The sequence below is a fragment of the Lysobacter enzymogenes genome, from assembly GCF_900106525.1.
In the GTDB taxonomy this organism is placed as follows: Bacteria; Pseudomonadota; Gammaproteobacteria; order Xanthomonadales; family Xanthomonadaceae; genus Lysobacter; species Lysobacter enzymogenes.
Genome location: NZ_FNOG01000002.1, coordinates 131,549 through 144,680 on the forward strand (window position 1 = coordinate 131,549; position 13,132 = coordinate 144,680).

The 13,132-nt window shown below is 69.3% G+C and carries 11 protein-coding genes; 4 read left to right on the forward strand and 7 right to left on the reverse strand.

The features are described 5' to 3' along the window. Positions 1-20: 20 nt before the first annotated feature. On the forward strand, positions 21-863 hold the full coding sequence (locus tag BLU84_RS04850) for a type 1 glutamine amidotransferase domain-containing protein (protein WP_074863573.1): 843 nt from the start codon (positions 21-23) through the stop codon (positions 861-863). A 127-nt stretch (positions 864-990) separates the two neighbouring features. Beyond that, positions 991-1,455, forward strand: coding sequence for a carboxymuconolactone decarboxylase family protein (locus BLU84_RS04855; RefSeq protein WP_211664506.1), 465 nt, complete (start codon positions 991-993; stop codon positions 1,453-1,455). 74 nt (positions 1,456-1,529) lie between these two features. Here the strand turns inward: BLU84_RS04855 and BLU84_RS04860 are convergent, their stop codons facing one another. The 4 genes from BLU84_RS04860 to BLU84_RS04875 all read right to left on the reverse strand — a co-directional run bounded on the left by BLU84_RS04860 (position 1,530) and on the right by BLU84_RS04875 (position 6,792). Then, complete coding sequence (locus tag BLU84_RS04860; protein WP_074863575.1) at positions 1,530-2,735, reverse strand: Tle-like phospholipase domain-containing protein; 1,206 nt, start codon at positions 2,733-2,735, stop codon at positions 1,530-1,532. Positions 2,736-2,826: 91 nt separating this feature from the next. Continuing rightward, complete coding sequence (locus BLU84_RS04865) at positions 2,827-3,507, reverse strand: ankyrin repeat domain-containing protein (protein WP_074863577.1); 681 nt, start codon at positions 3,505-3,507, stop codon at positions 2,827-2,829. Between the two features lie 344 nt (positions 3,508-3,851). Next, positions 3,852-5,756, reverse strand: coding sequence for a DUF11 domain-containing protein (locus tag BLU84_RS04870; protein WP_083382331.1), 1,905 nt, complete (start codon positions 5,754-5,756; stop codon positions 3,852-3,854). Positions 5,757-5,991: 235 nt separating this feature from the next. Then, on the reverse strand, positions 5,992-6,792 hold the full coding sequence (locus BLU84_RS04875; RefSeq protein WP_074863581.1) for an NAD(P)H-dependent oxidoreductase: 801 nt from the start codon (positions 6,790-6,792) through the stop codon (positions 5,992-5,994). Positions 6,793-7,009: 217 nt separating this feature from the next. Here BLU84_RS04875 and BLU84_RS04880 point away from each other — a divergent pair, with 217 nt between their 5' ends. Both BLU84_RS04880 and BLU84_RS04885 read left to right on the forward strand, forming a co-directional pair. Further along, a complete protein-coding gene (locus BLU84_RS04880) occupies positions 7,010-7,462 on the forward strand; it encodes a hypothetical protein (RefSeq protein ID WP_139174676.1) in 453 nt (150 codons plus the stop codon). 29 nt (positions 7,463-7,491) lie between these two features. Further along, positions 7,492-8,469 (forward strand): XVIPCD domain-containing protein, encoded by a 978-nt coding sequence (locus tag BLU84_RS04885; RefSeq protein ID WP_074863585.1) that lies wholly within the window; start codon positions 7,492-7,494, stop codon positions 8,467-8,469. A gap of 92 nt (positions 8,470-8,561) precedes the next feature. Here the strand turns inward: BLU84_RS04885 and BLU84_RS04890 are convergent, their stop codons facing one another. The 3 genes from BLU84_RS04890 to BLU84_RS04900 all read right to left on the reverse strand — a co-directional run bounded on the left by BLU84_RS04890 (position 8,562) and on the right by BLU84_RS04900 (position 13,126). Next, the gene (locus tag BLU84_RS04890; protein ID WP_074863588.1) at positions 8,562-9,854 is read right to left on the reverse strand and encodes an adenylosuccinate synthase; all 1,293 of its coding nucleotides are present in this window, start codon (positions 9,852-9,854) and stop codon (positions 8,562-8,564) included. 682 nt (positions 9,855-10,536) lie between these two features. Beyond that, positions 10,537-12,261, reverse strand: coding sequence for a hypothetical protein (locus BLU84_RS04895; protein WP_074863590.1), 1,725 nt, complete (start codon positions 12,259-12,261; stop codon positions 10,537-10,539). 673 nt (positions 12,262-12,934) lie between these two features. After that, a complete protein-coding gene (locus BLU84_RS04900) occupies positions 12,935-13,126 on the reverse strand; it encodes a DUF2065 domain-containing protein (protein WP_074863592.1) in 192 nt (63 codons plus the stop codon). Between the last annotated feature and the right edge of the window lie 6 nt (positions 13,127-13,132).

Genomic DNA, 13,132 nt, shown 5'->3' on the forward strand with positions numbered 1-13,132 from the left:
CCTTGCTCAGGAGCCCTGCAATGAAACGTTTCGGCCTCATCGGCGCCGCCCTGGCGCTGGCCCTGTCCTTCGGCAACGCCCAGGCCGCGCATGTGCTGGTGGTGCTGTCCGATTCCGACCATCTGGAATTGAAGGACGGCAAGACCTTCCGCACCGGCTTCTACCTCAACGAACTGATGCAGCCGGTCAAGGCGCTGCTCGACGCCGGCCACGAGGTCAGCTTCGCCACCCCGCTCGGCCGCGCGCCGAGCCTGGACCGCGGCTCGGTCGATCCGATGTACTTCGGCGGCGACGCGCAGGCGCTGCGCGCGCACCAGGCGCTGCTGGACAAGCTGGCGCTGACCGCGCCGGACAAGTCGCCGGTGCTGAGCCTGGAGCGGGTGGCGCAGATCGGCTACGACCGCTTCGATGCGGTCTACGTGCCCGGCGGCCACGCGCCGATGCAGGACCTGCTGGCGAGCCCGGCCCTGGGCCGGCTGCTGAGCGACTTCCACGCCAAGGGCAAGACCACCGCGCTGGTCTGCCACGGCCCGATCGCGCTGCTGTCGACCCTGCCCGACGCCGCCGGCTTCGCCGCCGCGCTGGCCGCCGGGCGCCGGCTGTCGGCGCCGCCGCAGTGGATCTATCGCGGCTACCGGGTCACCGTCATCAGCGACCGCGAGGAAGAGATCGCCAAGCCGCAGCTCGGCGGCGGGGCGATGAAGTTCTACCCGCAGGCCGCGTTGCAGGCCGCGGGCGTGCGCTACCAGAGCAACGTCGAGCCGTGGACGCCGCAGGTGGTGAGCGACCGCGAACTGATCACCGGGCAGAACCCGGCCTCGGCGCCGGGCGTGGCCGCGGAACTGCTGCGGCGGCTGCGCTGAAACCGGCGTTCGCGCGGCGATGTCACGTTGCGCCGCGCTGGCCCGTCGAACCGGTACGACCCAGCGCTGCGATCACCGAATGCAGCGCCGGGGCGACATCCCGTCCCCGACCTACCGGAGTTCCGCCATGACCCTGCAAGCCCGCATGTCCCACCCCGCCCAGCAGCTGCCCGCCGCGATGAAGGCGCTGTTCTCGCTCAAGGCCGCGACCCAGCACCAGGGCGTGGACGAAACCACGCTCGCCCTGGTCGAGCTGCGCGCCAGCCAGATCAACGGCTGCGGCGCCTGCGTCGACATGCATGCGCGCGCGGCGCTGAAGGCCGGCGAGAGCGCCGAGCGCCTGTTCGCGGTCGCGGCCTGGCGCGAGGTGCCGGGCTTCAGCGACGCCGAGCGCGCGGCGCTGGCGCTGACCGAAGCGCTGACCCGGATCAGCGACCGGCCCGAGCCGGTGTCCGACGACGTGTGGAACGAAGCCGCGCACCACTACGACGAAAAAGCGCTGTCCGCGCTGCTGTTGGCGATCGCCAACATCAATGTGTGGAACCGGCTCAACGTGGCCGTGCGCCAGCCGGCGGGCGCCTGGAAGGCCTGAGCCTGAGCCGCGTGCGGCCGCGGCGGCGATGCCCGCGCCGCGGTTGCGCGGCGCGGGCGTAGTGCAACCGCGCGTCAGCTCAGCACGGCGCGCTTGTTTTCCTGCGCCGGCGCCGCTTCGGCAGGCGCCTGCGCCAATGCGGCGGCGTCCGGCGCCGACTGGGTGCGCTGCTGATCGACGAACACGCGGCGGTGGCCCGGATCCTGCAGCCCGCCTTCGATCGCGAAGAAACCGCTGCCGTCGCGTCCGGCGACGACGTGGTCGATGGCGCGCATGCCCTGCCCGTTCGCGTCCACCACCGCGTGCGCGGCGGCGTTGCGGTAGCCCTGCTCGCCGCCGAATTCCATCGCCCCGGGCGGCAGCCCGCGCAGGCCGTGCAGCGCCTGCTGGTACATGCCGTTGTGCGGATGGGTCGGATCGCCCAGCGCCACGCCGTCGCTGTCGCGCGCCGCGCCGGCGCGGGAGACGTCGTCGCGCGCCGCGCCGGCGCGACCCGGATCATGGCCGCGCTCGCCCGGCATCGCCTGTTCCTGCGCCTTGATCACCGCTTCGATGTAATGGATGTCGATGCCGTGCTTGATGCCGCTGCCGGGAATCAACTTCTGCCAGAACGATTGCGGGTCCGGATCGGGCAATTCGATCTTGTGCCCGACCGCGTCGGGCATCGCCCACTTCAGCGGGATGCTGTGCTCCTGCAGGTCGGTCAGGATTTCGTTCTTGACCGCGTAGCGGCGGATCTGGCCGTTGTCGGCGACTTCGCGCTTGGCCGCGTCGGCGTCGATGCCGATGCGCTCGAGCGTCTTGTCGTGCACGCCCGAGGCGTTGAAGGTCACCGCCGGAATGCCGCTGGAAATCGAAGCCACGCCGGCCAGGCCGCCGCCGAGCGAATGGCCGGTGATCACCACCTCGTCGCCGAACGCGACCTTGGCCTCGCGCGCCAGCGCGATGGCCTGGTTGTACTGCGCGTCCTCGAAGCCCAGGCCCTGGCGGAAGTTGCTCAGCCAGTCCTTGCCTTCGTCGGTGCCCGAAAAGGCGACCACGTAATGGCCGTGCTCGTCGCCGTAGACGCGGGCGAGAAAGCCGGAGTCCTTGTTCTCCAAACCGGCCGGGTCGATGCCCTTGCTGCGCAGCTGATCGGCGCTGAGCGGCTTGAAGCCGTCGATGCCGGGGCCCTGGTCGTACAGGTCGTCCATCAGCCGCGACAAGGTCTTGTCGATCGGCTTAGCCTGGGTGCCGCGCACTTCGTCGGCGAAGGACTGCGGCGGGGTCTGCTGGCTCATCCTGCGGTCTCCTGAATTCCTTGGCGTACCTGGTTCCTGAGGTGCATGTCGGCGATGCGCGCGCCGCGGCGATCGCGGCGCAGCGCGCGGATCAGCCGTTTTCCAGGGCGATGCCGCGATCGCGCATCCAGCCCACCAGGGCCTCGCGGTCGGCGCGGGCCTGGGCGCTGAGCAGGCTCGGCGGGGTCATGAAGGCGTAGCGCTGGAAGGTCACATCCTGGGCGTTGCGCGCCAGCGGGTCGGTGCCGGCCTTGAGCAGTTCCAGCGCCAGATCCGGCTGGTTGACCTTGCCGGCGACGTGCAGCGCGGTGTTGCCCATGCGGTCGGCGTGGCACGGATCGGCGCCGGCGGCGAGCAGGCGGCGGAACTGGATCGCGCGCTCGCCCATCAGCGCCGCGGCCAGCGGCGCGGCGCCGGTGTGGGCGTGCTCGACGTTGGGATCGGCGCCGCGCGCGAGCAGCGTTTCCAGATAGACCGGATCGCGCGCCATCGCCGCCAGATGCACGACGGTGGAACCGTCGACGCCGGGCTGCGAAGGATCGGCGCCGAGCGCGAGCAGTTCGTCCAGGCCGTCGGGGCTTTGGTTGAACACCGCCCACTCCAGCAAGGTGACGTTCTTGTCGCCGCGCGCGGCCAGCGCGGACGAATGCGCGCGTGCGGCCAGACGGCGGATTTCGCCGCGATCGCCGGCGGCGACGGCGTCGGCCAGCTCGGCCACGACCGGATCGGCGAATACTTGGGCGGCCAGCGACGGCGCCTGCACATCGGACATAGCGACTCCTCCTGAGTACCTGACGGACTTTCCCCGAGCCCCGCCGGACCGGCGGGAGTGCTGCGGCGCGACGGTACCCCTACCGTGGCGCGGGACGACATACGGCCACGTACCGTGGCAGCGGGCAGCCTAACAAGAACCCGATGGGTTTGTAGCCGGAACCAGGTCACAGTTTTGGCGTAAAAACTGAACAAAACGACCTGAGCCGCCCCGATCCGCCGTTTTAACCGCCGCCTCGGCCCGGCGCCGGGCCCGAGTGCGCGGGCCGCAGAAAAGCAAACGGCGGAGCTCGCGCCCCGCCGTTTCGTGTCGCCCGGTGCGGCCGTCGCCGGCGTCGCGGGGCTTTAGTAAGCGCCCGGATTGGCGGAGAAATTCACCGGCACGGTGATCTCCACGCAGGCGCCGACCGGCAACTGCAGGTTCGCCACCGCCACGCTGGTGTCGCCGGCCGCGCCGCCGCCGGCCGGGCAACTGCCGCCGCCGGACACGCTGCGGCACGACCACGCGCCGCGCAGGCTCACGCCGCGCGGCAGCGTGTCGCTGACGCTGGCGCCGGCGGCCACGTCGGGGCCGTTGGCGTTGCAGGCGCGCAGCAGGTAATCGGCGGTGCCGCCCGGGGTATAGGTCGCGCTGCCGTCGTTCTTGCTCAGCGACAGCGACACGCACACCGGGTCGACCGACGCGCTGGCGCTGTTGTTGGCGTTGCCGCCCGGCGCCGGCGTGACGAAGCCGGCCTGCGCCGATGCGCCTTCGGCGAACGGCGCGGTGGCCTGGATGGTCGCGGTGTTGGCCACCGCCGTGCATTGGCCGGCGGCGACCCGGGCGTCGATGACGTAGGTCAGCCCGGCGCCGGCCACGGCATTGCCGGCCGGCAGTGTCGCACTGGCGGAAATCGCGCCGGTGCCGCTGGCCGCCGGACAGGTCGCGTTGCCGATCGGCGTGCACGTCCACGCAGTGAAGGTCAGCCCGGTCGGCACCGCGTCGGCGATGTTGACCGTGGCGTCGTGCACGGTGGTATCGGCCACGGTCGGCCGCGCGGTGTTGTTGCGGAAGGTCACGGTGAAGCGGACCGTGCCGCCCGGCGCCGGCGTGGCGTTGTCGACCTGCTTGGTGGTCAGCACATCGACGTCGTTGTCGAGGATGGTCAGCGTCGCCGTGGTCTGCCCGGCGCTGCCGGTGGCGCAGGTGGTGGTCGAGGTCAGCGTGTAGTCGTTGGCGCTGGGCTGGGCGGCGAAGGTGACGGTCTCGTTGTTTTCGATGACCGCATCGTCGACCACCGCGATCGGCAGATCGAAGCTGGTGTTGTCGTAGGTGCCGGCCGGGATCGCCACATTGATCGTGGTGCCGCTGCCGTTGGACACGGTGTAGTCGCTGCCCTGGGTCGCGGTGCCGCCGGTGATCCGCACCGGCACGACGATGCCGCCGGCCGGCACCGTGCCGATCACGCGCAGGCGCGGCAGGCCGGCGCTCTGACCTTCGCGCACGGTGTAGTTGGCGGCGTCGAACTCGATGTACGGGCGCAGGGTGATCTGGATTTCGTCGAGGAAATTGCCCAGCGAAATGCCGCCGCTGCTGCTGACCGCGGCGAAGCCGACCTGCTGCACGCCGGTGCCGCCGTTGTAGGTGAAGCTGCCGTTGTAGTCGCGCCAGCCGTCGGCGGTGGCGCCGATGGTCAGCGTGCCTTGCGTGGCCGAAGACGGCGTGCCGCCGGTATCGACCCGGTCGGTGCCGTTGTTGGTGGTGCCGATGCGCGCGATCTCGCTGGTCACGCCGACGCCGTTGCTGCCGGAGGCGTTGATGCCGAAGCTCATCACGTCCGGCGTGGACGCCGAATTGCGGCCGCGATGGCTCAGCCGCCAGCCGATCACCTCGCCGTTGGTCAGGCAGATGTTCTGGTAGATGCGCGAGGCCTGGTCGGCATTGAGTTCGGCGTGCTGCTTGCCGGCGCGCGCGGGCGTGCCATTGAAGCTGTTGCCCCACAACTCGATGATCGGCCCGGTGGCCGGATTGGCGACGATGCCGCAACCGCCGGTGGCGCGGCTGGGATGGGTGGTGTTCCACCCGGTCACCTGCTGCGGGCCGGCGAAATAGCCGACGCAGGCGCCGGTGCCCAGGTCGGGCTGCTCGAAACCGAGATTGACGAAGGTGCGCTGCACCTGCGCCTGCGCCGGCAACGCCGCCGCCAGCGCCAAGGCCGCCGCCAACACGAGGCGCGGCCCTCGCGGGCCGCGCTGCAAGACTGTCTTCATAAGCCGCCGGACTCCCCCTGTGCGCCGCCGCGCCCGGCCAGAACCCGCGAGGCGGGACGGGCGCCGCGCTGGTTTCAGCGCGACGTCCGGCAGCGGGCGGCGAGTTCTCGCCTGAACAAACTGAACAGAAATGTGACGTACAGCACAAATATTTTGTGCCACTACGCACTCTTTTGTCAGCCTCAGGCCCGCGTTAGGGGTTCAGCTACCTGTCTCTCAACGGCTCCGGCGAGCCTCAAACCGCGCCGGCGGGCGTCACGTGCAGGGCGAAACCGCGTTCGCCGCCGGCTTCGCGGCCGGGCTTGAGCAGCAGCGACGGCAGCTCGTAATCGCCGCCGTTCTGGCGCCGGAACGCGATCGGCGCATCGCGCCACAAACCGTCCACACGCTGCAGCAGCGCCGCGCGGGTCTGTTCGAACTGCTCGGCATCGAGCCGGTCGCTGCGATAGGCCACGAACGGCGGCAGCACCTCGAAGCCGGGGTAATGCAGCAGGCCGTGGTTGATCGGGAACAGCAGATCCTCGATCGGCCCGTTGATCCCGCGCGGCGCGTAATGCGGCTGCCAGCCGCCGGCGGTGACCGACACCAGCGCGCGCTTGCCGGCCAGCGCGCCCTCGCCGTAGCGATCGCCCCAATGGGTGTCGGAATGCTCGCCCACGCCGTAACCGAAGCCGTAGGAATACACCCGGTCGAACCAGCCCTTGAGGATGGCCGGCATCGAGAACCACCACAGCGGAAACTGCAGGATCAGCGCATCGGCGCGGCGCAGCTTGTCCTGCTCGGCGCGCACGTCATTAGTGAGCGCATCGGCGGCGAAAGCCGCATGCGAATCCTTCGGCACGCGCAAGCGCGCGGCCGCGTCGCGCTGCGGGAAATCGGCCGCATCCACCGCGGCTTTCCAGCCCATCGCATACAGATCGCTGACTTCGACCTCATGCCCCTGCGCGCGCAGATGCTCGCTCATCGCGTCCTTGAGCGCGCCGTTAAGCGAGGCCGGTTCGGGGTGGGCGTAGACGATGAGGATGTTCTTTTTCATGGGGGCGCATCGAGTGATCGGGGCGCTCAGGATAGGCAGCCGCGTGCGGCCGCTGGGCGCGGGGCGGCGGTTTCAATGGGGACTGGTTGGAACCAATCCGGCACGCCTAGGCACCGCAATTCGATGCAGCCCAGAACGACGGTTGACAGCGTGCGCGGCGCGGGTTTTCACTGCCCTCGACCTGCATGAACGCTCAACACGCAAGGAGCACAGACCGATGCGCACAGCACCTGCGACACCGTTGCTCTTATTGACTGTGCTCGCACTGGGCGCCTGCTCGACTACCGGATCGCCCGCATCCTTCGCCGACCCGGTCGAAAACGCGCAAGCGAGCACGACCCTCTACGACTTCGAGTTCCGCTGCGCATACGCCGATGGCGACTTTTTCCGCATCTCGGGAGAAACCCGCTGGATCGACGCCGCCGACGGCTACCGCTCGCGCATCGTGCGGTTGTCCAAGGGTCGCAAGGCGGTTGCGCAGCATTGGATCGAAGAGATCAACAAACGCATTCCCGACGGCGCCTATCAGGAGCGCCCGTGGGTCGTGTGTTCGGGCGGCGGCGCCGAGATCGAGCTTCGCTTCATGGACCGCAGCAACGGCACCGTGGCCGGCTTGCCGCGAGTGATGTTCACCCTTCACTCCGACGGAACGCTGGAGTTCCGCGATTGACCGAGCGCTCCATCGCAAGGACGTGACTCATGGAAGAAATCGGGCGAAACAACACCAACCCCGATCTGGCGCAGACCCAGGAGCTCGCCAAGCGACTGGCGCTGGAGATAAAGAGCAAAAGCGACCATGGCCGCGCCGAATACGTGGCGGCCGTGTATCGCGACGGCGGCGAGCTCAAGACGACGCCGCTGTACACGAAAGGCGATCCCTTCGCAGCGCCGCTCGGCGATGCGATCAAGGCCGCTGGCGGCGTCGAAAATGTCGTGGCCGTCGTCCATAACCACACCCGCGAGAACGCCCGCCAATCCTTCGATGCGGCCGCCACGCTGAAGCTCGATGAGTTGCCGTCCTCGCGCCCGCGCAACAAAGCCCTGCCCGGCGACTGGGATATCGCCCCATCCTTGTTCGCCAACCGCACCGACGTGGCCTATTACCTGCTAGACCCCAACGACAAACTACGCCGCTACGACTACGCAGACCGCGAGGCCTGGATCCGCGAAGCCCAGCCGCCGACACCCATCGAAGCATCGCGCGGCGGCAAGAACTACCGCCCGGCGCCGGCCATCGATATGCAGCCCGCGTTGCCCTCGCCCGAGCCCCCGGCAACCGCGCCGCCGAAACCTTCCGACCCGCGCGCCGCCAAACTCCACGCCGAAGCCCGCGACGCCGTCGCCGAGATGGAATCCAACCTCGGCATCGCCTGGAACCCGAACAGCGAACGCGTCGCCGCCTGCGTCGGTCGCCTCGCTCACGAACGCGGTTTCGACGGCATCGTTTCGGTCGGTCTCAATCGCGCCGGCGACGGTCAGCCAGCCGGCGAATCGCTGTGCGTCCAGGGCCGCTCGGCCAATCCCGATCCTTACGCGAACCGCGCCACCATTCCCACGCGCGAAGCGACGAACACGCCGGTGGAAGAATCGATGCGGCGCATCGAAACGACGCAAGCGCCGGTGCAGGAACCCGCCGCCGCGGATGCGGCGCAACGCCCGTCCGCGCCCTCGCGCTGAACGCAGGATTCGAACGCAACTCACCCTGCGAGTGCCGCGCAAAAGAAAAGCCCCGCATTCGCGGGGCTTTCTCATTTCGCATCGACCCAGGCTTACGCCCAAAGATCCTGCAGCACCATCGTGTGGTCGCGGTCCGGGCCGGTGGAGACGATCGCCAGCGGGCAGCCGGCCAGTTCTTCCAGCGCGCGCAGGTAGGCGCGCGCGGCCGGCGGCAGCTTGTCCCACTCGGTGATGCCGTGGGTGTTCTCGTCCCAGCCCGGGAACTCCAGGTACACCGGCGTGCACTCGTCCCAGCCGGCCGCGTCCAGCGGCGCGTACTCGGTGCGCTTGCCGCGGTATTCGTAGGCGATGCAGATCTTCAAGGTCTTCATGCCGTCGAGCACGTCGAGCTTGGTGATGCACAGGCCGGTGATGCCGTTGATCGCCACCGCGCGCTTGAGCGCGACGATGTCGATCCAGCCGCAGCGGCGCGGACGGCCGGTGGTGGCGCCGTATTCCTGGCCGCGGTCGCGGATGCCCTGGCCGACTTCGTCGTCCAGTTCGGTCGGGAACGGGCCGCCGCCGACGCGGGTGGCGTAGGCCTTGGCGATGCCGAGCACGTAGTCGATCGAGTCCGCGCCCACGCCGGTGCCGGCGAGCGCGCCGCCGACGGTGGTGTTGGACGAGGTGACGTACGGATAGGTGCCGTGGTCGATGTCGAGCAGCGAGCCCTGCGCGCCTTCGAACAGCACGCGCTTGCCCTGCTTGCGCAGGTCGTGAAGGATGCCGGCGACGTCGGACTTCATCGGCTCGACGTATTCGCCGAACGCCAGCGCTTCGTCGAGCGTCTGCTGGTAGTCGACGGCATCGACGCCGAGGTACTTGGTCAGCACGAAGTTGTGATAGTCCAGCGCGGTGCGCAGCTGTTCGGCGAGCTGGGCCGGGTAATGCAGGTCGGCCACGCGGATGCCGCGGCGCGCGACCTTGTCCTCGTACGCCGGGCCGATGCCGCGGCCGGTGGTGCCGATGGCCTTGCCGCCGGCGGCCTTTTCGCGGGCCTGATCCAGGGCGATGTGGTACGGCATGATCAGCGGCGTGGCCGGGCTGATCTTCAGGCGCGAGCGCACTTCCACGCCGGTCGCCTCGAGCTCGCCGATTTCCTTCTGCAGCGCGGCCGGGCTGAGCACCACGCCGTTGCCGATCAGGCACAGCGCGCCTTCGCGCAGGATGCCCGAGGGGATCAGGTGCAGCACGGTCTTCTTGCCGCCGATGACCAAGGTGTGGCCGGCGTTGTGCCCGCCCTGGAAGCGCACGACGGCGCCGATCTGCTCGGTCAGCAGGTCGACGATCTTGCCCTTGCCTTCATCGCCCCACTGGGCACCGAGAACGACGACTGACTGACCCATGAGTCCAAACTCCTGCGCTTTTTAGCTGTGAAGGCGGCGGATGCCGCAAGGTCCGCCCGCGCCCAGTCGCAGCCGATGCCGCGCCACAGGGCCATGAACGGAAAAAAGCCGGCGGGGATGGCCCCGTCCGGCTTTTGTGCATTATCCGGGTTTCGGGGGGGCAAGGCCACCCCAGAACGGTCCGATTTTGGCGAAATGTCGCGACCGGCCTTGCCCAGAGGCGCCGGCATTCATCTGCCGGCCCGGTCCGGGCCCTGCGGTCGCGGCGAAAACCGGGCCGGGGCGCTGGAAGTCCTCGGCCGACACCTCGCCCTGGATGCCCCTCCCGAGCCCGGCCAAGATCGCCGCGGAGCAGCATCCGATCGCAGGCATGCCGGCGGGACGCCGGCTGCGTGCGCCGTCGTACGCCCGCCACGACCGCACAGGGAGGCAGATCCAATGAAAGGATGGTTCGCCCATCGCGACAGCAAAGGGCGATTTCGTCCTCAGCGAAAAGGTCTTGCGTTGCTTCGGCTCGAAAGTGCGTCAGCTGGGCTGAATTCGGACACGAACGAAAACGCGGGCCCGGCCTTGCGCCGGGCCCGCAGCGGCGCCGCGGTCCGACGCGCGGCGCGCCCTTGAAGCGATGGAGTTGCGGTCCGCACCGCGGCCGCCGGAGCGCGTGCTCCGACGGCGCGGCGGCTCACTTGCCCTGGCGCTCGTCGATGTAGTCGTCGACGCCGTTCTTGTTGCGGTCCAGGCGCCGTCCGGTCACCTGGTAGTAGGTGCGCGACACCAGCGGGCCGCGCACGTATTCGCGCCGGGTCGGATCCCAATACGTGGCGTTGTCGTCGACGCTGTTGGCGGTGAAGTACATCGTGGTCGAGGGGAACAAGTCGATCGCGGTGCCCGGCTTGCAGTCGGCCACGTCGCGGCCGCTGAGGAAGCTGTCGCCCTGCTTGCAGTCGTCGGCGGTGATGACCTGGTAGACGTGGCGCGGCTGCGACACGTTCGCCACCGGCAGCGAGATCGCCTCGCCGGGACGGCTGGTGCGCTCCTGCACCAAGGTGCGCTCGGTCTTGGCCCAGGGGCTGAACTCCTGGCCGGCGAAATCGGCCATGCGCCCGTTGGCGACCATCTGGTCCAGCCCCAGCACCCGCGGCAGCTCGCGCACCTGCAGGTTCTGCAGGCGCAGCGGCACCTGGGCGACGTTGAACACGCCCAGGTTGAGATTGCCGATGGTGTCGAGCGTGCCGGCGTCGAACGCATGCAAGCGCGGGTTCAACGCCATCGCCGTGCTCGAGGAATCGCGCAGGGTGATGTCCTTGATGACGATCGGGTTGGGCGTGGACAGGTTGAAGTTCACGCCCATGAAGGACGCGCCGATGTGGAACAAGATGCCGCCCGGCGCCTGCCCCGGCGCGCCCGGCAAGCCGGTGCAGCTGCCGGTGCCCCAGGCCGGATTCGGCGTGCTCCACTTCACCGTGTAGGGATAGTAGGTGCCGCCCTGGAAGGTTTCGGCCGGGCCGATCGGGCCGATCACGGTCGGGTTGATCCACGGGCTGTTGCAGCCGGCGTAGGCCCAGTCGATCGACGGCGCGGTGCTGGACGGATGCAGCACGCGCATCTCCAGGCTGTGCGCGGGATTGGCGTTGGGGTTGACCAGGTCCCAGTTCCACATGGTCTGCAGCGACAGGCCGACGTTGGCGGCGAGGATCGAGAATTCGGTATCGCTGAAATGGCGGCGGTAACCGGCGCGGTCCTCGGCGGTGAGGCTGCCGCCGGCGGGCATGACGTGGTGCTTGAAGGTGTCCTCGCCGGGATTGAGCGTGGTGTTGTGGGCCAGGCCGTAGTTGTGGCCGGCTTCGTGCGCGGCGGTGCCGCCGATGGAGTTGGCCCAGCGGTCGAGGGTGGAGCTGGCGCCGTTGAGCGCGCCGCCGGAGCCGCCGGTCCAGTCCTGGTAGGTCTTGCCCCAGACATAGGAGAAATCGACCGCGGTCGCATCGCCGGTGTCGACCGCCTGGGCCAGGCCGAACAGGCCGTCGGCGATGTCGGATTTGGTCGTCACCGCGACCGTGTTGCGGCGCGCGAAAGTCGTCGGCGGCAGGGTCGTGGTGTCGAGCACCTGCACGTTGAACTCGCAGTAATCCAGTTCGACCACGTGCTTGACCGCGGCGCGCAAGGCAGCGGTGGTGCCGGTGTAGCTGGGCAGGTCGGCGGCCGAGAACGGCGCAGCCGGGTTGGTGACCGAGCCGGGCGTGAAGCCGAACGAGGGATAGGCGATGTTGGCGGTCGGGAACACCAGGTACAGCTTGTTGGCCTTGTTCGACGGGTTGTACGCCGGACAGGTGGCGGCCAGGGCCGAACCGCTGAGCGAGAGCAACGCAAGCGCGAGCGCGCTGCGCCGCAACGACGGGATCTGCTTCATGACGCTGACTCCATTAGCGCGATGGGGCGTTGGCGGCGTCGTGGACGGCGCGCGCCCCGGCTAGCGGATGCGGCGCGGCGGCGGCCTCGACGGAGAAGGCTCGACGCGCCGCGGGTCCGGCGCTCCCCGCCGGACGGCTCCGCGCAGGCGCCGGCCGCCGTCGGTTCTAGACGGCGCGCGGCGCGGGGGACAGGGCGAAAGCGGGAACGAATCCGGACGCCGCGGGAAGGATTCGCAGCGCGTGCGGACATGTCCGCATTTGGGTGATGGGCATCGCTGCGCGCGCTTGAAGCCGGTCAAGCGGCGGGAGATTGGGTGAGCGAGGTTGGGGCGCGGTGGAGCGGCGATCAAACGGCGATCAAACGGCGGTTGGACAGCGATTGGACAGCGATTGGACAGCGGTTGGACGCTCGTCGCGCAGCGCCCCGCGTCGCTCCCCCACCGTCATTCCGGCGAAAGCCGGAATCCATTTTGACTTTGCGCTGTTGCGGGCGGGCTAAAGCCGCGCAGAAGCAAGATCAAAATGGATTCCGGCTTTCGCCGGAATGACGGTGCTGGGTGGGCTCCGGCTTTCGTCGAGGTGGCGGTGCTGGATGGATTCCGGCCGCCGCGAATGGATTTTCGCCGCGATGCCGCAACGCCATCGTCGCCGGCGCGCATCGCGCGCGCTCGCTCACACGCCGCGCAAGCACCACAGCGCGGTCAGCGCCATCGTCACCACGATCCCGCCGACCGCGCGCAAATGCGGATCGGGCAAGGAGCGCAGTTGCTCGGCGGCGCGCTTCCAGCCGTGCGGGGACACGAACAACACCAGCCCCTCCAACACGGCCACCAGGCACAGGGCCCGCCACAGCTCGCCGGCCATCGGCCG